The organism is Echinicola salinicaeni, assembly GCF_014280965.1.
Taxonomy (GTDB): Bacteria; Bacteroidota; Bacteroidia; order Cytophagales; family Cyclobacteriaceae; genus Echinicola; species Echinicola salinicaeni.
Map to the genome: position 1 here is coordinate 42,703 of NZ_JACODZ010000005.1, position 21,632 is coordinate 64,334.

Annotated in this window: 22 protein-coding genes; 16 read left to right on the forward strand and 6 right to left on the reverse strand. The window is 37.7% G+C overall.

All coding sequences use genetic code 11. From position 1 onward, the window contains the following. The first annotated feature begins 27 nt into the window (after nt 1-27). From H7U17_RS10175 to H7U17_RS10190, 4 genes are all read left to right on the forward strand, one after another. On the forward strand, nt 28-963 hold the full coding sequence (locus H7U17_RS10175; protein WP_186756616.1) for a phosphoribosylaminoimidazolesuccinocarboxamide synthase: 936 nt from the start codon (nt 28-30) through the stop codon (nt 961-963). Between the two features lie 65 nt (nt 964-1,028). Beyond that, entirely contained in the window at nt 1,029-1,406 is a 378-nt protein-coding gene (locus tag H7U17_RS10180) for an STAS domain-containing protein (RefSeq protein WP_186756617.1), read from the forward strand. 2 nt (nt 1,407-1,408) lie between these two features. Beyond that, entirely contained in the window at nt 1,409-2,323 is a 915-nt protein-coding gene (locus tag H7U17_RS10185; protein WP_186756618.1) for a ribonuclease Z, read from the forward strand. A gap of 6 nt (nt 2,324-2,329) precedes the next feature. Further along, a complete protein-coding gene (locus H7U17_RS10190) occupies nt 2,330-3,133 on the forward strand; it encodes a queuosine precursor transporter (RefSeq protein WP_186756619.1) in 804 nt (267 codons plus the stop codon). 5 nt (nt 3,134-3,138) lie between these two features. On the opposite strand, the gene H7U17_RS10195 is transcribed toward H7U17_RS10190, so the two are convergent. Together H7U17_RS10195 and H7U17_RS10200 are read right to left on the reverse strand one after the other, a co-directional pair. After that, nucleotides 3,139-4,140, reverse strand: coding sequence for a bile acid:sodium symporter family protein (locus tag H7U17_RS10195; protein WP_186756620.1), 1,002 nt, complete (start codon nt 4,138-4,140; stop codon nt 3,139-3,141). 13 nt (nt 4,141-4,153) lie between these two features. Beyond that, nucleotides 4,154-4,897, reverse strand: a complete 744-nt coding sequence (locus H7U17_RS10200; protein WP_186756621.1) for a TrmH family RNA methyltransferase — start codon at nt 4,895-4,897, stop codon at nt 4,154-4,156. Nucleotides 4,898-4,912: 15 nt separating this feature from the next. Here H7U17_RS10200 and tamL point away from each other — a divergent pair, with 15 nt between their 5' ends. The 3 genes from tamL to H7U17_RS10215 are packed head-to-tail and all read left to right on the forward strand — an operon-like array spanning nt 4,913 to nt 8,859. Then, on the forward strand, nt 4,913-7,330 hold the full coding sequence (gene tamL, locus H7U17_RS10205; RefSeq protein WP_186756622.1) for a translocation and assembly module lipoprotein TamL: 2,418 nt from the start codon (nt 4,913-4,915) through the stop codon (nt 7,328-7,330). A gap of 34 nt (nt 7,331-7,364) precedes the next feature. Beyond that, nucleotides 7,365-8,270, forward strand: a complete 906-nt coding sequence (gene hemF / locus H7U17_RS10210; protein WP_186756984.1) for an oxygen-dependent coproporphyrinogen oxidase — start codon at nt 7,365-7,367, stop codon at nt 8,268-8,270. 4 nt (nt 8,271-8,274) lie between these two features. Further along, nucleotides 8,275-8,859, forward strand: a complete 585-nt coding sequence (locus H7U17_RS10215; RefSeq protein ID WP_186756623.1) for a phosphatase PAP2 family protein — start codon at nt 8,275-8,277, stop codon at nt 8,857-8,859. A 157-nt stretch (nt 8,860-9,016) separates the two neighbouring features. On the opposite strand, the gene H7U17_RS10220 is transcribed toward H7U17_RS10215, so the two are convergent. Next, nucleotides 9,017-9,610 (reverse strand): riboflavin synthase, encoded by a 594-nt coding sequence (locus tag H7U17_RS10220; protein ID WP_186756624.1) that lies wholly within the window; start codon nt 9,608-9,610, stop codon nt 9,017-9,019. A gap of 135 nt (nt 9,611-9,745) precedes the next feature. Between H7U17_RS10220 and H7U17_RS10225 the strand changes: the two genes are divergently transcribed. The 6 genes from H7U17_RS10225 to H7U17_RS10250 all read left to right on the forward strand — a co-directional run bounded on the left by H7U17_RS10225 (nt 9,746) and on the right by H7U17_RS10250 (nt 13,889). After that, the gene (locus H7U17_RS10225; protein ID WP_186756625.1) at nt 9,746-10,402 is read left to right on the forward strand and encodes a protein-L-isoaspartate(D-aspartate) O-methyltransferase; all 657 of its coding nucleotides are present in this window, start codon (nt 9,746-9,748) and stop codon (nt 10,400-10,402) included. 84 nt (nt 10,403-10,486) lie between these two features. Next, nucleotides 10,487-11,026 carry an acyl-CoA thioesterase gene (locus H7U17_RS10230; protein WP_186756626.1) on the forward strand — a complete coding sequence of 180 codons (540 nt, stop codon included), beginning with the start codon at nt 10,487-10,489 and terminating at the stop codon, nt 11,024-11,026. 98 nt (nt 11,027-11,124) lie between these two features. Further along, complete coding sequence (locus H7U17_RS10235) at nt 11,125-11,715, forward strand: hypothetical protein (RefSeq protein ID WP_186756627.1); 591 nt, start codon at nt 11,125-11,127, stop codon at nt 11,713-11,715. 26 nt (nt 11,716-11,741) lie between these two features. Beyond that, complete coding sequence (locus tag H7U17_RS10240) at nt 11,742-12,068, forward strand: DUF3817 domain-containing protein (protein WP_186756628.1); 327 nt, start codon at nt 11,742-11,744, stop codon at nt 12,066-12,068. Nucleotides 12,069-12,082: 14 nt separating this feature from the next. Beyond that, a complete protein-coding gene (locus H7U17_RS10245) occupies nt 12,083-13,099 on the forward strand; it encodes a hypothetical protein (protein ID WP_186756629.1) in 1,017 nt (338 codons plus the stop codon). A 301-nt stretch (nt 13,100-13,400) separates the two neighbouring features. Continuing rightward, nucleotides 13,401-13,889, forward strand: coding sequence for a Dps family protein (locus H7U17_RS10250; RefSeq protein ID WP_186756630.1), 489 nt, complete (start codon nt 13,401-13,403; stop codon nt 13,887-13,889). Between the two features lie 54 nt (nt 13,890-13,943). Here H7U17_RS10250 and H7U17_RS10255 read toward each other — a convergent pair whose 3' ends face one another. Continuing rightward, nucleotides 13,944-16,493: a phosphoenolpyruvate carboxylase gene (locus H7U17_RS10255; RefSeq protein ID WP_186756631.1), complete on the reverse strand. Its 2,550-nt coding sequence runs from the start codon at nt 16,491-16,493 to the stop codon at nt 13,944-13,946. 347 nt (nt 16,494-16,840) lie between these two features. Here H7U17_RS10255 and H7U17_RS10260 point away from each other — a divergent pair, with 347 nt between their 5' ends. Together H7U17_RS10260 and H7U17_RS10265 are read left to right on the forward strand one after the other, a co-directional pair. Next, entirely contained in the window at nt 16,841-18,010 is a 1,170-nt protein-coding gene (locus H7U17_RS10260; protein ID WP_230981363.1) for a lactonase family protein, read from the forward strand. Between the two features lie 478 nt (nt 18,011-18,488). Continuing rightward, nucleotides 18,489-18,680, forward strand: coding sequence for a cold-shock protein (locus tag H7U17_RS10265; RefSeq protein ID WP_186756632.1), 192 nt, complete (start codon nt 18,489-18,491; stop codon nt 18,678-18,680). 54 nt (nt 18,681-18,734) lie between these two features. Here H7U17_RS10265 and H7U17_RS10270 read toward each other — a convergent pair whose 3' ends face one another. Then, nucleotides 18,735-19,823, reverse strand: coding sequence for an o-succinylbenzoate synthase (locus tag H7U17_RS10270; RefSeq protein ID WP_186756633.1), 1,089 nt, complete (start codon nt 19,821-19,823; stop codon nt 18,735-18,737). Between the two features lie 125 nt (nt 19,824-19,948). Here H7U17_RS10270 and H7U17_RS10275 point away from each other — a divergent pair, with 125 nt between their 5' ends. Beyond that, complete coding sequence (locus H7U17_RS10275) at nt 19,949-21,169, forward strand: S-adenosylmethionine:tRNA ribosyltransferase-isomerase (RefSeq protein ID WP_186756634.1); 1,221 nt, start codon at nt 19,949-19,951, stop codon at nt 21,167-21,169. A 7-nt stretch (nt 21,170-21,176) separates the two neighbouring features. Here the strand turns inward: H7U17_RS10275 and H7U17_RS10280 are convergent, their stop codons facing one another. After that, nucleotides 21,177-21,593, reverse strand: a complete 417-nt coding sequence (locus H7U17_RS10280) for a LytR/AlgR family response regulator transcription factor (protein ID WP_186756635.1) — start codon at nt 21,591-21,593, stop codon at nt 21,177-21,179. Nucleotides 21,594-21,632: the final 39 nt, after the last annotated feature.

Sequence of the window (21,632 nt, forward strand, 5' to 3'; positions counted from 1 at the left end):
TATTGGAAAAATAAAAATAGCATTGTCATGAACACAGCAATAAAAGAAACCCATTTTGAATTCCCTGAACAAACTGGATTCTATAAGGGAAAAGTTAGGGATGTTTATATGTTTGAGGACAAGATTGCCGTAGTGGCATCAGACAGGATCTCAGCTTTTGATGTTGTCCTTCCGCTACCTATCCCTTTTAAAGGACAAGTACTCAACCAGATAGCAGCAAAGTTCTTAAAAGCTACTTCAGACATTGTTCCCAATTGGGTTACATCCACACCAGATCCGAATGTAACTATTGGAAAGAAATGTGAACCTTTCAAGGTAGAAATGGTTATTAGAGGATATCTTGCAGGCCATGCATGGAGAGAATATAGGGATGGTAAACGCAGCATTTGTGGTGTAAGCTTGCCTGAAGGGCTAAAAGAAAATGACAAACTTCCTGAACCCATCATCACTCCAACGACCAAGGCTGACGAAGGTCATGATGAAGACATCAGTAGAGAAGATATCTTGGCCAAGGGGATTGTAAGTGCTGAAGATTATAGCATTCTAGAAAAATACACCCGGGCACTTTTCCTTAGGGGAACAGAAATGGCCGCAGCAATGGGATTGATTCTTGTGGACACCAAATATGAATTTGGTAAGTACCATGGAGAAATTTTATTGATTGATGAAGTACATACTCCTGATTCCTCTAGGTACTTCTATGCAGAAGGCTATGAGGCCAATCAAGAAGCAAATCAAGCTCAAAAACAACTTTCAAAAGAATTTGTTAGACAATGGTTGATTTCCAATGGTTTCCAAGGCAAGGAAGGGCAAACTGTCCCCAATATGCCAAATAATATTGTAAATGATATTTCGGAACGTTATATTGAGCTTTACGAGCAAATTACTGGAGAAACCTTTGTCAAGGCAGACAATAACAATATGATGGAACGTATAAAATCTTCCATTGCAGAAAACATATAATAGAAGAAATATCAAAAGTAATTAGGCCATTAATCATGAATGGCAAAATTTGTAAGTAAATTCCCATGAAATACTCAGTAGATAAAAAAGAGCAGTTTGTAGTTTTCACCCTATTGGAAGAAAAGCTTGACTCTCCCCTTTCCCCTGCATTAAAGTCAGAACTATTAACCGTTCATGCAGAGGGATACCGCAATTTGGTATTGGATATGAGTCAGGTGAAGTATGCTGATTCCAGCGGATTAAGTGCGCTCCTTGTCGGTCACAGAACTTACACCGAAGATGGGGGCATCTTCATCATCTCTGCACCTCAGGAGCATGTAAACAAACTTATCAAAATCTCCATGCTGGATAAAGTGTTAACTATCGTGGATTCTCAAGAAGAAGCCGCAGATGCTATATTTATGCATGAAATCAAAGGGAGTGAAGAAGAAGAGGGCAACTAAATTTGGAATTCACAGTAACCATTTTAGGCGCCAATTCTGCGGTCCCTGCACATGACAGGCATCAAACCTCTCAAATAATCAATGTGGGCAATGACCTGCTTATGATAGATTGTGGGGAGGCCAGTCAAATACAACTTCAAAGATATAAAGTTAAATCTTCAAAGATTAAGCACATCTTTATATCACATTTACATGGAGATCATTACCTCGGACTGATGGGAGTGATCTCCACTTTTCATTTAAACAAACGGACAGCCCCACTGACCATCTATGGTCCACAAGGACTGGATGAAATTATCACCACACAACTAAGGTACGGTAATACCCATTTAAACTATCCGCTCAAGTTCGTTCCTACCAATCCAAAAAACAAAGAACTATTAGTGGATGCAAAAAAGTACCAGGTATTTAGCTTCCCTCTCAAACACCGATTGCCCTGCACTGGCTTTTATATCATTGAGAAAAGAGGCCTGCGAAACCTTATCAAGGAACAGCTATTGGCTCATCCAATAGGGATTGAGGCCATTAATACCCTAAAAAGTGGAAAGGATTTTAAAGATGTGAATGGCAAAATCATTTATAAGGTAGAAGAATTTGCCTATCCTGCCCCTCCTTTGCGCCGATATGCTTTTTGTTCTGACACCATCTATGACCCAAGTTTAGTACCTTATATACAGGGTGCTGACTTACTTTATCATGAAGCTACATTTATGGAGAATGAAGCCTATAGAGCATCTCTCACCTTTCACAGTACAGCTAAACAAGCTGCAAGTATTGCAAAAGAGGCTAATGTAAAAAAATTGCTCTTGGGACATTATTCAACAAGATATCAAGACTTGGAGCCTTTATTGAGCGAGGCAAAAGATATATTTCCCTGCTGTGAGCTAAGTATTGAAGGTGAAACTTATACTGTTTAATCAAATATGGAAATGCAAGCGGATAATTCTTTCCACAACAAAAAAACCAACCTTTTCATCATCCTAAGTGGCATCTTTCTTACCAATGCTATTTTGGCAGAAATAATCGGAGTAAAAATTTTTTCCGGCGAAGCTACCTTGGGACTCAAGCCTGCCAATATTAGTTTTTTTGGGGAATATGTCCTGGACTTCAACCTGACAGCCGGGGCATTGTTATGGCCTGTAGTTTTTATCACTACAGATATTATCAATGAATACTTTGGAAAGAAAGGTGTAAGAAAAATCAGTTTTCTCACTGCTGGCTTTGTTGCCTATATTTTTATAGCCATTGCAATAATAACCAACCTTCCACCTGCTCAGTTTTGGCTGGAAGTAAACAACACCAGCCCAGATGGTACTCCCTTTGATATCGATTATGCCTTTAACACGATTTTCAGACAAGGTTTAGGTATTATCATAGGAAGTTTGACAGCCTTCCTATTGGGACAGCTGATCGATGTTTTTGTTTTTCAAAAACTAAGAAAGGTTACTGGTGCAAAAATGATATGGCTCAGGGCCACTGGCTCCACATTGGTTTCCCAATTAATTGATTCTTTTGTCGTCTTGGGGATTGCTTTCTATGTGTTTGGTAACTGGTCCATAGAACAATTGATTGCTGTAGGCATTATCAATTATATCTATAAATTCACTGTAGCTATTGTCCTCACGCCATTACTTTACCTTGCCCATGACATCATTGACAAATACCTGGGTAAGGAATCTTCTGAGAAAATGATGGAGGAAGCCGCATCCGACACCTCCTTTTTATGATGAAACTAGGTGGTAGCGGGCACTTCTTTCCTGTCTGCCAGCTGCTGGGCAATTATGCTTCCCATCACCAGCTGCAAAGCATGATAAAGCATTACCGGAAGTAAAATAACACCAAAAGTCACTGGATCTGGAAAAAGGACCTTTCCCATAGCAGCGCCTTGAATCAAGGATTTCTTGGATCCACAAAATAATACTGTAATCTGGTCTGCCCTATCAAACCCCAATGCCTTACCTATCCCAAACATTGCCAATGCCATGACAAGAAAAAGTAGGAGCATCAATGACCCCAGGCCAAGCAAGAAAGCCCAGCTTTCACCTTCAAACATCCCCTGTCCCACTGCTGCTGAAAAAGCTGAAAATACAATCATCAAGATGATGGATTGATCAATGTATTTCAACAATGCACCATACCTATTGACGAATTTACCCAAGAGTCTGTGAAGTAAAAACCCGGCCACTACAGGAAACAATACTTGCAAGCTCAATTGCCAAAAAGTATCGATCAAATCAAAGCTCATATTGCTACCTTTCAAAAACAACTCCATCCATACCGGTGTGATAAATATTCCAACAATACTGGAAATGCTAGCATTGAATATAGCTGCGGGGACATTACCGCCTGCGATGGAGACCATAACGACCGAGGCAGATACTGTAGAAGGCAATGCAGAAAGATAAAATGCGCCCAACCAGATATTGCTATCTTCCTCTCCAAAAACACTTTTGACCAACAATACAACTACAGGAAATACCAGAAAGGTAGTAGACTGTATCAATAGATGAAGTTTCCAATTCGATAGACCTGTTTTCAATTTGACAGGATCCATTTTCACTCCATAAAAGAAAAAAATAAAGGACACCCCATAATGGGTAATCTCTTTAAATGGAATAACACTATCTGCACTTCCCCACTCCGGAAATAAATTGGCCAATAAAATAGTCCCCATTAAGGCTAAAAAAAAGCCATTTAAGCCCGCCTTAACAATCACTTTCTTCAATTTGGTCATCTAATTATCTATATTAATTATTTCTTTTAAAATTATCACAAATCACCGCTGTTGCAATGGCCACATTCAATGACTCCGCATTTCCAAACTTGGGGATGGTAAGTTTAAAGTCTACCAAAGCCTCCAATTCAGCTGAAATCCCTTTTGATTCGTTGCCCATAAGAATGATGCCTTCCCCGTTTAAAGGGGCCTGATGTATATTTTCACCATCCAAAAACGCACCATATACTTTTTGATTTTGTTGGGACAAATAGGTTTTCAGTGAGGTATAAAAAAACTGAATTCTAGTAAATGACCCCATACTGGCTTGTAGCACTTTTGGGTTATAAAAATCAGCAGTTTGCTCAGAAAAGACCAGTTTATTGATCCCATACCAATCTGCTATCCTGATAATAGTCCCCAAATTCCCAGGATCCCGGACATCATCCAAAGCGATAGCCATTTCACCTTCTTTTACATCAAACGAATGGTTTTCCTTTATCCTTGCCACTGCCAAAGCTTCATCATTGGTTTTAAAGGCCCCTGCAGATTCTAGGTTTTTCTGAGCAACCAAAAAACTTTGGCCTGAAAAGCCATCCACCAAAGAACTATGCTTTTCATAAAATTTTTCAGTATAAAGAAGTTGGTTAACTTCAAAATCAGATTGTAATAATTCCGTTACATTTTTGGCACCTTCGACAAAAAAAGCATTCTCTTGCTTACGGAATTTTTTCTGTTGTAAGGATTTAATAAACTTAAGCGTATTTTTGCTGATCATTAAGGTCGAAACATTGTGAGTAAAACCAAATATATAAACTTTATACTATGCGCACTTTTATTTACCTCCTGTTCCTTGACTAGGGGACTAGAGGAAAATGAGTACCTTATATATGATGTTGACCTGAAAGGAATCCAAGCCAGCAATGAGGCAAAGTTAAGAGAACTCATCAAACAAACCCCCAATACCCGCATACCAATATTTAACTTTTCCCCAGGTGTAATCATTTATAATATCGGAAAGATGAATTACGACAGTCTACGTCTTGCCGAAAAAAAAGAAAATTTCATCAGTGAGCAACATGAATTGGAAACGCAACTTGAAGAACAACCTGACAATAACAAACTTCAAAGGAGGTACTATAAATTAAACAACAAAATAGAGGATCTAAACAAAAAGCTTGATTATGGTAATTGGTTTATGAGAACTGGTAATCCAAAAGCCATATATGACAGTTCAAAAACCTATACCACGGAGCGAGAAATGAATAATTACCTGGTAAACCATGGTTTTTTTGATGCAAAGGTCAGTGCTGATGTAAAAAGAAAAAAGAAAAAAGCTTTTATCACTTATAACATCTCCGAAAAGGAACCTTATATCATTGACAGTCTATATACAAGATCAGATAATGCAAACATTTATAGACTGCTCAGAGAAAAAAAGAAAAAAGAGCTCATCATTCCCAAGAAAAAATACAACCAAGAAGACCTGACCAAAGAAAGACAAAGGGTTGAAGAATTACTTAAAAACAATGGCTATTATACTTTTTCAAAGTCATATATAGAATATAATGTCTATAAAGACACGCTGGAAAAGACCGTTTCAATAGAGCAATTGATCAGAAAGCCTACCTACTCTCAAGACCATAAGGTATATACCATTGATTCGGTCATTTTCAATATTTCCACTCCTACAGATGTCATTTTAGATCAAGAGGTGACTCGGGAATATGATGACATTACCTATATCATGTATCGAGATCGCTATTCAGAGAAGATCATTGATTCTAGGGTCTTTATCAATAAAGGCGACCTCTACAATCGTTCCGAAGTACTGGAAACGCAGCGTCAATTGGCCAATCTGGATATATTTAGGTTTGTAAATATTGCCTTTGATACACTGGGAAATAATATCACCACAAAAATCTATACCCAGCCCAATGAAAAATACCAAATCACCAACCAATTGGGGGCAAGTATTACAGAACAGCTTCCAGGCCCATTCTTTAGCCACTCACTGAGGAACAGAAACCTCTTCCGTGGATTGGAAATTTTTGAATTTAATTTCAGAGCAGGATTGGAAGGGGTAGCCTCTGCCACAACCGCAGGAGGAGTATATAGAAGTAGGGAACTTAACACTTCAGCATCAGTAATTTTTCCTCAATTCCTTTTCCCCTTCAATCGAAAGGCACTAAACCAATTTGGTCGTTATAATCCAAGGACAAGAACGCTTTTGGGCTATAATTATGTCAATCGACCTGAATATGTCAGAGAAGGTTTTAATACTATTTTAGCCTATAGTTGGGCTACTAGGAACCAAAGACAGCAATATACCATCAATGCACTTGATGCTAACTTGATCCGCTCCAACCTGGACCCTGCATTTGAAGAAAGACTATTGGAATTACAGGAACTGGGCAACAACCTTATCAACTCTTTCCAGTCCTCCTATGTCAGTAGTATTTCAGGTCAGGCCATTATTAACTTCAACCAGTATGGGCTATTTCAGAGAAACCGTTCCTCCCTGCTACGACTGTTTGTAGAAAGTGGTGGAACTTCCATCAATTTCCTTAACAAAGCAAACTTTGAAAATAGAAGCCTACAATATTTCCAATTTTTAAAATTCCAATCAGATTTCAGGAGATTTATCCCGCTGAGCCGAAAGAGTACTTTTGCTTATCGCCTCAATGCAGGACTGGCCATTCCATACGGAATAAGTAACGGGGTCCTGCCATACGAAAAATATTTCTTTGCTGGGGGAAGTACCAGTATCAGGGCTTGGCAACCTAGGCGATTAGGACCGGGCTCTTTCACTCCCATAGAAAATGAAGAAGGATATTTTGATTACAGGTATGAGCAGCCAGGTGATATCCTGCTTGAAGCCATGTTTGAGTTTCGACGAAAGTTATTTGGCTATTTTGACGGAGCCTTTTTTATAGATGCTGGAAATATCTGGACCTTGAAGGAAGACCCAACCCGTGAAGGTGCCCAGTTTAAAGCCAAACAATTTGTAAGAGAAATTGCTGTCGGAACAGGTTTGGGACTTAGGATGGATTTTGACTTTTTGGTATTGAGATTGGACATGGGAATTAAGGCCATCGACCCGGCAAGACCAAAGGGAGAAAGGTTCATTTTGGATCAACTCTCCTTCAAGAATCCGCTGGGAGAAAAAGGACAGACAGTATTCAATATTGGTATTGGATATCCTTTCTAATCAATTAATTTTAGAGTTTGATTAAATCATGACTATGCATAAAATCAGTAAAGAACAGATTTCAGAAGATTTCAAACTTATACAGGACCATATTTGTAAAGAACTGGAATTGGGTGATGGCAAGGCTAAATTTAAAGAAGATCTTTGGACCCGAGAAAAGGGTGGTGGCGGAAGAACCCGCATCATAAAAAACGGAAATATCATTGCCAAAGGCGGTGTTGCTTTCTCTGCAGTACATGGCCCCACCCCAGAGAAAATCCTGAAAAAGTTGAAATTAGAGCAAGCTGATTTCTATGCCACTGGGGTCTCCATAGTCATTCACCCCGACAATCCCATGGTCCCCATCATCCATATGAACATCCGATATTTTGAGATGAGCAATGGTACTTATTGGTTTGGAGGCGGGATTGACCTCACTCCTCATTACGTGGATTTGGAAGATGCAAAATATTTCCATCAAGAATTAAAATCCACTTGTGATCAATTTAATGATGATTTCTATCCAAAGTTCAAGGAGTGGGCAGACAACTATTTTTATATCCCCCACAGAGATGAAACCAGAGGAATCGGTGGCATCTTCTTTGATCGTTTAACAGCCACGGAGGAAAATGATTTTGAATCTACTTTTGATTTTGTGAAATCCATCGGCTATCTCTTCCCTAAAATTTACCGCTACTTTATGGCCAAAAACGCTCAGCTGCCTTTTAATGATGAACACAGGAAATGGCAAGCATTGAGAAGAGGGCGCTATGTAGAATTTAATCTTGTTTGGGATGCGGGGACCAAATTCGGGCTGGACACCAATGGACGTACAGAAAGCATCTTAATGAGCATGCCTCCTCAAGCAGAATGGGAATATATGAATATCCCTGAAGAAGGCACCCCTGAGGCCAACACTTTGGAGTATTTAAAAAAAGACATTGACTGGTTAAGTTTATAATTCAGTGATAGAAGCAATAAAAATATGGGATGAGGAGTTTTTTTTATTCCTGAATTCCTTTCACTTTGATTGGCTGGACCCTATAATGTATGCCATGACCAAAACATTAATATGGGTTCCTTTCTATGCTTTTCTGGTCTATATCATTATTAAAAAGCTAGGTCAAAGCAGCATATGGATATTCATAGGAATATTTCTGGCCATCTTAATTAGTGATCAAACTACCTCAGGATTCATGAAGCCCTTTTTTGAAAGGCCACGCCCTTGTCATGACCCAAGATGGGAGGGGCTCATGTTCAATTATAAAAGATGTGGGGGTATGTTCGGTTTTGCCTCTTCCCATGCTGCTAACACCTTTGCATTAGCCATCTACCTTTGGCTTACCTTCAAACGAAGAGTACCTGGTTTCGGATGGATGTTTTTATGGGCTGCCATTGTAAGTTATACCCGCTTATATCTCGGCGTCCATTACCCTGCTGACCTTATCGTAGGAGCCATGGTGGGGATCATTGCCGGATGGTTTTCTTGGTGGCTGGTAATTAAAATCAAAATGACAGCTATTCGTAAAGTAGAAGAAATGGATGAATGAGTTAAGAAGATTATCTCAAAATATATCATTTCGACGTTAGGAGAAATCTCTTGATTTATTTGTTGTTGGGAATCAACTCTATGAGATTCTTCCTTTCGTCAGAATGGCACAAAAAAATCGACTTATGAGACAGCCTCTTAGCATTTTAGCATAAATGTCAATTACCGTATCCTTTAATCATTCTCTGGATATACTTACCGACGATATCAAATTCTAGGTTGACCTTATCCCCTACTTTCAGTTGATGAAAATTGGTATGCTCATAAGTATATGGGATGATAGCAACTGAAAACTTACCTGGTGCCGAATTAAAACAGGTAAGGCTAGTGCCATTGATGGTAATAGAACCTTTTTCTACCGTCACGTTCCCTCCTCTATCATCGAAAGAAAAATCAAAAAGCCAACTTCCATCCTGGGAAGATATCCCCTCAACCGTCCCTACTTGATCTACATGCCCCTGAACAATGTGCCCGTCAAATCGTCCATCAGCAGGCATGCAACGCTCCAGATTAACTTTTTTTCCTACCTCCCACTCTCCTAGACTGGTCTTTTTAAGGGTTTCATCAATAGCAGTAACCCTATAATTTTCACCTTCAACTTTAACCACAGTAAGACAAACGCCATTATGGGCAACAGATTGGTCTATTTTTAGTTCTCCTGTTATGGAGGAACGAATATCAAAATGGATATTTGAACCTTCTTGGGTAATTTCCTTTATCTCACCCATGGTTTCTACAATACCTGTAAACATGAAAGCCTGCAAATTTAATGTTCATAATATCAGGCAATAACCTAAATTGCCCTTTGAGAATTAAAATTAAGCCATTTAATCCATTAACTTAGCATTAAAAAGAAGATTCACTAAAAATAAGTTCATTCATCGAGCATGTTAAAACTGGAGGACAGCTATTCTCATAAAGGCCAAAGAAAAGCATTGGTCAAAACAATTGAAAACAAGGGAATCATGGACAAAAAAGTGCTGAATGCCATAGGCACCATACCGCGGCATTTCTTCTTTGACAGCGCATTGCATTCCCATGCTTATGAGGACAAAGCCTTCCCAATAGGTGAAGGACAAACTATATCCCAACCCTTTACAGTAGCTTTTCAAACCGAATTGCTCAATATCCAGCCAGGAGATAAGGTCTTGGAAATAGGAACAGGATCTGGCTATCAGGCGGCTATCTTATACCTACTTGGGGCAGAAGTCCATTCAATTGAATACAATAAAAAGCTATATCAGCGAACGAAAAAATTCCTTCCTAAAATAGGTGTTAATATTAATTTCTATCATGGAGATGGCTCTTTGGGCTTGCCAGAACAAGCTCCTTTTGATAAAATAATTGTTACTGCTGGAGCACCAATAGTCCCTAATTCCTTATTAAAACAGCTTAAAATCGGTGGGATTTTAGTAATACCCATTGGTGACAGAAAAACTCAAAGAATGATGAAATTCATAAAAAAAACGGCTAAACAGGTAAGTCAAGAATCATACAGCAATTTTGCTTTTGTACCGTTATTGGGGAAAGAAGGATGGGAATAAACAAAATAATATTCCAATTCTAAGTTGAAACATCAATGTATTTAAATAAATATTTTTTTATTTTCGTAAAAAAACAAACATTTAATGACTAAGATAAAGAAAGTACAAGAGTCTGAAGTAATCATGACGGAAATGGTATTGCCCAATGATACCAATACCTTAAACAACCTCATGGGGGGTAAATTAATGCATTGGATGGATATTGTGGGCGCAATAGCTGCCCAAAAACATTCCAATCGCATCGTTGTGACCGCTTCTGCAGATAGTATTTCTTTTCAACATCCCATAGCTTTAGGGAATGTGGTTACCCTTAAGGCTCAAGTTACCCGCTCCTTTAATTCCTCCATGGAAGTATATATTGAGGTGTGGGCTGAAGACATACCTGCCAATATAAAGACAAAAACACATAGGGCTTTTTTCACTTTTGTAGCTGTAGATCAAAATGGCCGCCCCATAGAAGTACCAAAACTCCAACCTTCCAATCCTGAAGAAGATGAATTATTTGCTGGCGCACTTAGAAGAAGGCAATTGCGCTTGGTGTTGGCCAAAAGAATGGACCCTAAGGATGCTGTAGAATTAAAATCCATATTTGGTCTTGAGGATGCCTTAGGTAAAAACCAATAAAATAACGCCGTTTTTATTTGAAAATATTTTGATAGGATATCTAACTAAATAGCGCTTGTTTGGTTGTTTGTCGATGTATTTTTAATCATTTTAGCCACATGGAAGAAATTGATCTATTTAAGCTTGGATTATTTATAGAGGAGGACATTGTCTTGATTCCCGAAGAAGCCAAAGAATTGTTACTGGCTCGCAAATTCAATAAATACAAAGCGGATACTCCCACAGAAAACATAAAAGACGAGACTCTCTCTGAAAACCAGAACAGCAATTCATCAGTTGCAGACAATAACGAAGCTGCTCTATCCTCTAAAATCGATTATGATGGAGAATTCGAAAAAGGGTTAATGGTAATCTATCAAGGAGATGAATTGGCCGATGAACTAAAAGACTTTTTGCTGAAAATCTTAAGGGCAGTCTCTCATTCCCTTAAGGACATTGCCTTGGTTTCTTCTACGCACCTAGAATCCTTGGACCATAAAGCTGTAGGGAAACTTAACCCGCACAAGGTTTTGGTTTTTGGCCGACTAAACCACCCTTTAGTTCATCTAAAAGAAGCCAACTATGAAGTAACCACAGAAAAAGATGTAGAATACATATTTGCAGATGACCTGCAAATAATTTTTGAGGAAGAAAACCTAAAAAGGAAACTTTGGAAAAGCCTTCAAGTGTTCTTCAATATTAACAAATAACAAAGGGCCAATTAAAATTCAAGTACATGCAAGATCAGAAAAAAATAAGTACGCTTAAGCGATTCAGATATATCAGTATGGCTGAAGGTGCATCTTTCCTAATATTATTATTCATAGCAATGCCTCTAAAATACACCATGGACATGCCATTAGCTGTAAAATATGTAGGCTGGGCACATGGTATTCTATTTATGGTTTATGTTTATTTGGTATTTCCGACCAGATCTATATTAAACTGGACGTTCCGTAGAACCCTATTTGCATTGATCGCATCAGTTTTACCCTTTGGCCCATTCCTATTTGATCGCAAAATAAAGAATCAATTAAAGGAATTTGAAGTTACTAATGCGTAAAGCTCTCCAATACATTGATTGACAGAAAGAAACATATCTACCCGATTAATAAAGGGCTCAGAAAGTACCTGATTAAATATGGCCGGGAAATTGATATTCCTATCCATTACAAAGAATTATTAAGGTATGTGAGCTCCATTTCCCTTTATGACTCAAAAGGAAATGACACCTTATGGGAAACAGTTTTTTATAATGAGCAGGATCGAGAGGACATTCATTATAACCTCAAGAAAATTTATGCAATCCTGAAAGCAGAGGGCGATATGAGCGTTATGCAACACCTCTATGTTGATCGCGTGGATATTTGTACTTACGGGAATACCCAACCTTTCCGAGTAAGAATAGTTAACCGGATTAACGACAACTTTGACTATTTCTATGTAAAAATGGCCGATGCTTCACGGGTATATGGTTTAGAGCTGGAACATTTGCTTTCGCCAAACAGAATGGGCTATTTGGTCTATAAAGACACCCTTGTAGAAGAACATATTGCTGGAATTCCTGGTGAACAGTTTATGAGACAGCATATCCATGATCCGTTACTTAATCCTATTCGTATTTCCAAGGAATTCGTGAAATTCAATGAGAGGTGTTTTGTACGATTATTAGGCGATATGCATTCCTCCAATTTTGTAGTGGACGTAACTCCTGATTTTGAAGAAATCCATTACAGAATCAGGGCCATAGATTTTGACCAACAATCATACGAAGGAAAAAAATCAGTATATCTTCCCCAGTATTTTAAACAAAACAACACCTTGATTCAACTGGGTATTAAACATATTACCCCGGAATCCATGGCGCAGTACCAACGTGAGGAAAGGGCTTTGATAGCTCATAGATTAAAAACATCTACCAAAGAGATTGAGGACATCTTATTCAGTATGGAAAGAGATACCATTTCCACCCCAGAAAACATAGACAACCTCAAGAAAGATCTGTCCAAACATTATAAAACCAGTGCATTCCTGGAATGCAAGAATATGGGTGAAATACTTCGACTAAGCTTGAGACAGGTCCTCCATAAATAATTATAACCCAGACCAAACACTCTATTCTTAACACTTGGTTTTTATTTTTCAACTTTCCATATCGTCATCATGATCTTTTTAACCAATGATCCTGCCTTATTTTAGATTCCTCACAATCTTCCTAATATTTTACAGATAATTCTCAATATACATTCCTTGGCATAGTATATGCTTTTTTATAAGCAAGTTATGCGGTTCATTTTTGCCGCAAAAATCGATGTATAGATTGATACAATTACTTGTACCCTCTATCAGGATTAAACCCAATAATTATATTTTGAACCATAAAAAGAAAACAAGAATGATTCAGACAGAAAAAAGAGTTTTCAAAAAATTAGGTTTTAACAAAGAGGAATCAGATAAAATAGTTACTTCCTTAAATAAACTATTGGCCAATTACCATGTGCACTACCAAAAACTAAGAAATTTCCACTGGAATGTTACTGGAGGGGATTTCTTTGATCTCCATGATAAATTCGAGGAACTTTATACCGAGTCATATGAAAATATTGATTTAATAGCCGAAAGAATCAGGGTATTTGGCATGACACCTTTAAGTCTTATCCGCGAATACTTGGAACATTCAGAAATCAAAGAGGTCGGTACTGATTTGCCTTCCGACGAAATGGTCAGGGAGGTTTTGAAGGACTTTGAAATATTGGCCGAAAACATGAATGAATGCGCTGAAAATGTAGCAGAGCTTGGAGACTCAGCTACTGAAGATATGTTGATCTCCATGATCAAGAGTATAGAACTTCATCATTGGATGCTCACTTCATTCCTTAAATAAAAAAAATCCCCGGTTTTAAATCCGGGGATTTTTTTTTCTTATTTATTCTAGAATTTAAGCGGCATTCCTAGCTGCATTGATAATTCCAAACATTGTTCTCAATATCAATTTCTGCAGTATGGCATTTTCTTTTCCAGCATCTAGCATTTCCTGGATTGCATATTGTTGAATAGTGATCAATGGCAAAACAATCTTTTCACGGATTTCAATTGACTTTTTGCTCACTTCATTATCATCCAATAATGAGCTCATACCAGATACTTCCAAGATCCTGTCAAATGATCTTTGATATTCTTCATGCATCAACTCCCAGAAATCACTGAAGGTTTTATCATCTTTCAGATAAGCCGTAGCTGGATAGAAAGATTTAGCCAAGGATTGCATAGAATTGCCCATTAGGGATCTAAAGAACAAGGAGTCTTGATAGAGCTTAACTACCTGATCTTTTTTACCTCTTTTTTCCATTTCTTCAATGGCCTTTCCTACACCGTAAAAACCTGGAATATTTTGTTTCATCTGTGCCCAAGAGCCTACAAATGGAATTGCTCTTAAATCCTCAAACTTCATTCCCTCACCCTTGCTTCTTTTCAATGGTCTTGAACCAATATTGGTCTTCCCAAAGAATTTTAGAGGGGTTACTTTCTCCAAGTAAGGAACAAATTGCGGATGGCTTTTGAATTCTTTATATGCCTGATAACTAATATCAGCCATTTCATCGATAACTGCCTTTTGATCTTCCGTCAACCTATTATCCACAGTTGGATACAAATGGTTTTCCAAACCTGCACTCAGCAGTTGCTCCAAATTGTAGGTACAAGAAACAGGCTTACCATAATTCGCAGAAATAGTTTGTCCTTGTATGGTCACCTGAATTTCTTCATTCTCTACTTGATCTCCCAAAGAGGCATAGAAATTATGCATATTTCCACCACCTCTGGCAGGAGGTCCTCCTCTACCGTCAAAGAATATGACACTAATATCATATTTTCTGGACATTAAGGTCAAGCCCTCTTTTGCTCTCAAAATTGACCAGTTGGCCCTAATATATCCTCCATCTTTGGTTCCATCGGAGAAACCTAACATAATGGTTTGCTTGCCTCCTCTTAATTTTAGGTGCTTAGCATAGATTGGATTAGTATACAACTGCTCCATAATTCCCGGTGCAGCCGCTAAATCATCAATAGTCTCAAATAAAGGAACAATATCTAATTTAAGATCTCCTTTTGGGGCCAGTGTCAGTTTGTTCAGCTGATATACCTGAAGTATATGTAGCGCCGATTGACAGTTGGAAATTATATATCTATGAAGCCCTTCTGTGCCATTATTATCCTGAACATAGCTAATGGAAGCAATACTCTCCAACATCTCCTGGTGAAACTCATCTTTGAGACTTTTAGGACTTGGCAATTCTTTGAAGTTAAGGATCTTCTGGATCTTCTCTTCCTCTGAAGCAGCTTCATAAGCAGCTAAAGCATCCTTTCCTTCGGTTACCTCAATGATTTCTTTCCATAAAGCCTCGTGCTTACGGCTGTCCTGCCTCATGTCCATACTTGCAAAGTAGAAACCAAAGACGTTTACTTTAAGGATATACTCATCTAAAAGATCCAAGAACAATCCATCATGCTTCTCAATGATGATATCTCGAGCCTTAAGCAATACCTCCAGAAGTTCTTCCTTGGATTTGAATACTTTTTCGCCACTGAAAAGGGTTTTGTAAATTCCTTTCTCAGCCTCTAGCATTAATGGCTCTACTCCTTGGAAAGTCAGTCTTCTTCTAACTTTTCTAATATCTCTGTACAGACATTTCAAAATAGTTTCTTGAAGCTTATCTGCTACACTCATGGTAATCTGATGTGTGACAAAAGGATTGCCATCCCTATCACCTCCTGGCCAGAATCCAACTTTCAGCAAATCAGGGTTGTCCCATTCATGTAGAGGGATATCCAATTTTCTCAATACTCGAGCTAGGATATCTGGAATACTCTTGTAGAATACATGCTCTAAAAACCAGCAAAGACTAACTGCTTCCTCATATGGAGAAGGCTTTTCTCTGTTAATAAATGCAGTTTTACCCAATTGTCTTAATAAGGAATCTATACTTCCCAAGTCATTATTCCTGATAGCTGTTTCCAGATCAGTAATAATGGCAAGTACATTTCCTGGATAGAATTGAGTGGGGTGAGCAGTTAAAGTAAGCCTTATAGAAAAAGTCCTTAACTTTTCTATCAGCTCTTCTTTCTTTTTATCGCTTTCAGCCCTTGATATCAATGCGTTCATGGTCCCTTGACCTTTTACATCATTGATTTTTTCAAAAGCAGCGTCCTCAATTGAATCAAACAATACAACCTGTCTTTCCACATATTGAACCAATTGGAACAATAAATTGTGCTTCTCTTTAACTGAATGAGAAGACATCATGCCCTCAAAAAACTGGTTAATAATCTCTTTGGGTGTTTTACCTTCCTCAAACCCCTTTTGACAGGCTGATGACAATATCGGGAGCAATGTACCCGTACGGTATATATCATCGAAAGGTAAATCAAGAAATAAACTGTTATAAATGGTAAACCTTTTGGCCACCTCAGTCTGGTAGGTATTTGACATGGTTTAAAGTAATGTTTTATTAAAATTTCAACTTAATCAAAACATGATAGCACAAATACATTTTGATCAAAAACACTGCAATCTACAGAAAATTATTCATAAAAACCGACTTTTCTTTGACTTTTAATCAAAAAACTAGCCGTTTTTCCGACATTTTTTCAATCAATCACCCTTTTTTATCAAAAATGTAATTTACTAATCAATGGTATCTATTTTATTAAATTCACTAAAATTTAATCAATACAAAAAGCTACTCATAAATTTATCATTTTTTCCACAAGTTCTATGCCTAGGTGCAATCATAATTTATATTTATCTTCAGGATTTCATACTAATCAATCAAAGCTTTGAAAACTCTTATAAAACCATTAACCTTCTTCGTATTCATAAGTATTTGGTCTTGCGGACAGCAGACGAAGCAAAACACTACTGATAATGAAAAGACCACTCCTATGATCAAATTCTGGCTGGGCACTTACACTTCAAATCCTGAGCAGGGCATCCATTTAATTGGTTACCATCCCGACACTGATAAATTTGACTCACTTTTACTTTTTGGAGGGGTTAAAAACCCATCTTTTGTCGTGTCAAACAAAAAAGGGGACTTATTGTTTTCAGTTCAGGAAATTGGTGGGGAAGAAGGAGGAAGCGTATGCTCATACCGCTATGATGAGAATAATAATATACTCACAAAAATCAATAGCTCATCAACACTAGGAAGCGGTCCGTGTTATATCACCCTTGATCCAAGCGAAAAATATATTTTGGCAGGAAATTACGGCAGTGGAGATCTTGCCGTAATCCCAATCAATGAGGATGGTTCTCTTGCAGAAGCTGTTCAAGAAATCAACCACTCAGGCAAAGGGATAAACCCTAGTCGTCAGGAAGGTCCTCACGTTCACAGTTTGGTCTTTCACCCCAACGGAAAACAGGTTTTTGTTGGTGATCTAGGTACTGACAAAGTAAATATATACGATTTTGACCCATCAAATGAAAAGCCACTAAGTCCATCTTCACCGTCATTTTTTGAGGTAAAACCAGGATCAGGGCCAAGGCACTTGGTATTCAATAAAACAGGTGACAAAATATACCTGATTCATGAAATGACCTCCGAAGTCGGGCTTTACGATTATAACTTAGAAGATAACAAGATCATTCACCTAGATACTTATCCTTTAGTCCCTAAAGACTTTGACGGCGCTCTAGGTGCTGCGGAAATCAGAATTTCTCAAGACGGCCAATACCTATATGCATCAAACCGAGGTGATGCCAATGAAATCACCGTATTTAAAGTAGATGAAAACACAGGAGTACTAGACAAGATCCAGACGGTATCCTCAGGAGGCAATAACCCCAGAAATTTCGGCATTTCACCAGATGGAGAATACCTATTTTCTGGCAACCAAGACTCCAATGATATCTACGCTTTTAAGCGAAATCCCAATACAGGAATCATAAAACAGTTAGATGGCAAAATCACTATCCATAAACCAGTTTATTTCTTTATGATGAAATAAGTATTTTGATCAAGGCAAACATAAAAAAGGATGGATAACTTTGATTTTCAGTTATACACCCTTTTTTATTTTAATTTTTCATGGTGTAAATCTTTGCTAAATCTCAAACTAAACTTGATGACTTTTGATATATACTTACCAAAAGAACAATACCATAAACAACTGACTGATAGTAAATAATAAAATTTTATCATTATGGTTTCATCATCAACCCTAATGATTTACCACCCAATAATAACTTAATTCCGCTCCCCTACACCTCCCCATTCATTGGTGAAGCATTCATAAGCAATACAAAACATATCGTCTTTTAGATTATTAAAAATAATAATTGGTTTTACGTAACCGTTATTCGTATGTAGTAAATATTAAATATTGTCATAAAAACAAAAAAAAATTTTAGCTGCATGTTTATTATGTCAAAAGTATCATTACCTTTGGAGCAAATCAATTAATATTATCATTTATTATTATTATCATGAACACAGGAAAAGTTAAATTTTTTAATGAATCTAAAGGATTCGGCTTTATCATTGACGATGAGTCTTCTAAAGAATACTTCGTTCATATCTCAGGATTGGTAGACGAAATCAAAGAAGATGACGACGTTACTTTCGACCTTAAAGAAGGAAGAAAAGGTCTTAATGCAGTGAATGTAAAATTATCATAAGATATAGCATTTAATGACATTACCGAAAGCTGCTTTTTAATAGCAGCTTTTTTTTTATACCATACCCCAAGTTTCATCAGGCCTATAATATATTTTTCCACCCTTAACCGCCAATGGAGAAGGAATATTATTATGGTACAACTGTCCTGTACCTAGCCCCTGTGGCAATTCCGTATGATAACTAGCCGTTAATTGGCTTATTGCATTCAAACCAATATTACTTTCAAGAGCAGAAGTCATCCACCATCCTATACCAAATTGCTCTGCTAATTCTATCCACTCCATACTGTCCTTGATCCCCCCTACCAAGCTAGGTTTCAGAATAATATAGGGAGGATTAATAATCTCCAACAACCGTTTTCTATCACTATATTTACTTACCCCTATTAACTCTTCATCAAGAGCTATATCCAAAGGGCTTTGCTCACAAAGTTTAGCCATACTTTCTATTTGTCCAGCCCTAATAGGCTGTTCAATACTATGCAAATCAAACTTCGCCAAACGATCCAGCTTTTCCAAAGCATCTTCAGGGCTAAATGCTCCATTGGCATCTACTCTTAGAACAATCTCGGCCGCACTAAAACTTTTCCGAATATGGCCTAATAGTGATAATTCCTGATCAAAATCTATTGCGCCAATTTTCATTTTTATGCATGAATAACCGGCCTTAAGTTTTTCCTCTATTTGCCTTAACATAAAGTCGGCATTTCCCATCCAAATCAAGCCATTAATATCAATCGCTCTATTTTCAGAATAAAAAGGATTCTCACATATCTTCTTTTTTGCTCCATTTAGCAAATCCAGCATGGCTGTCTCAAATGCAAAACGAATACTTGGATGTGCCTCAGAGATATTTTTTTGGCAAAAATCCAATATTCCCTGCTGAGACCAAGGAACCTCCTTTTCTTTAAAAACTTCAATATAAGCAGCCAAAACTTCCTCAAAATTGGGAATATCATCAATACTCAATTTAGGTAGTGGTCCAGCCTCTCCCCACCCCTTTTGTTCATGCTCACCTGCTTTGCTTACCCAAATAAAATACGTATCCTTACTTTTTAACACGCCTCTGGAGGTGCCTGCATCAAAGCGAAAATCCAAGCGATGCTTCTTATAAGCCGCATTCAACCTAAGTGTATTTGACATGTTTTTTTCTTCTGCTATTTCTAAACAATTATATTTGCACTCCTGAAGAGCAAAACTAAAGGAATTGTACAAATTTCTTTCTTCTTCTTCATTAAGAATACCAAACTACCGATATTATTCTCCTTATGGAAAGCAGGCCAGAAATCAAATTATCTGATTACCAATACGAATTACCAGACGAAAGAATTGCCAAATTCCCACTCGAAAAAAGGGACCATTCCAAGTTGCTTCATTTTGAAAAAGGAGAAATCGACCATCATCGATTTTATGACCTCCCTGAGCTTCTTCCAAATGATTCTTTGATGGTATTCAATAATACAAAGGTCATCCCTGCTAGATTGATCTTTAAAAGGACTTCAGGTGCAAAAATCGAGATCTTTCTATTACAGCCTATAGCTCCAAACCAAGTCATCAATGAAGTAATGATCCATGAAGGGCCTGTTATCTGGGAGGCCATGATTGGTAATTTAAAAAAATGGAAAGATGATGAAGTGCTTGAAGGTTTAGCCATCATCAATGATAAAGAGGTAAAAGTCTCAGCCACTTTAGAAGATCGTACATCCAGACATGTAAAGATTTCCTGGGATGCCATGCACATTCCTTTTGCATCCATAGTGGAAGCCTCCGGAGAAGTCCCTCTGCCTCCATATTTAAACAGAAAAGCGACCTCTGAAGACAAACCTAGGTATCAAACTGTCTATTCCCAAAAAGAAGGAGCTGTAGCTGCTCCAACTGCAGGACTTCACTTTACAGATGATGTCTTAAATCAACTTTCAGAAAAAGGAATAAAGAAGGAATATTTAACCCTCCATGTAGGTGCCGGCACCTTCCAGCCAATCAAGGATGAAAACGTCACTGAACACCCTATGCATAGTGAGCAGGTTGTGGTCAGAAAAGAAAATATTAAAAACCTCCTGGCTCACGATGGAAACATTATAGCGGTAGGTACCACCTCCATGAGATCCCTCGAAAGCATTTATTGGTTTGGAGTTAAATTATTGAACGAGGAGGACAAATTATTCCTCATCCCAAAACTCTACCCTTACCAAAACCACTCCATAAAGGCCAGCCTTAAAGAAAGTCTCAATGCAATATTAGACTTCATGGAAGAGGAGAATCTAGAAGAAATTACCGGAAGCACTGAAATTTTCATTATGCCTGGTTACCATTTCAAAGTTTGTAATGGTTTACTGACCAACTTTCACCAACCTGGATCTACATTAATACTTTTAGTGGCTGCTTTTACAAAAAATCGCTGGAAAAATATATACAAAGAGGCCCTGTCCCAAGACTATAGGTTCTTGAGTTACGGTGACAGTAGTTTATTATGGCATCTCAAAAAATAGAACAAGATTATGCACCTGAACCTAACTTATTAATTCCATGGATTAATTTTTGGTAATAGGTTCTTCCAACTGGTACGTTTTCTGTTTCTATGGTGACTTCCTTAGGCGAAATTGTAGATATCTTATCTAATCGAACTAGATAAGATTTGTGGATCCTGACAAATTCATCCTCTGGCAATATCGCCTCAAATTCCTTCAGAATATTCCTGAGGGAATACACCTTATCTTTGGTTACTAAAGTAGTATAGTTCCCATCCCCCTTTAGCCAAAGAATATTTTTAAACTTAACCCGTCTTAGGCAACCTTTATCACGAACGAAAAGCGCATCTTTTATCAAAAGTTCGTCGTGATCGGAGTGGTTCTTCTCTAATTTTGAGTGTTTTTTGTTTGTTGCCATTCCATGATGTGATATGATTTCCCCCATAATTCCTTTGTTTCACTTTGGAGATTTATTTATCAGCCA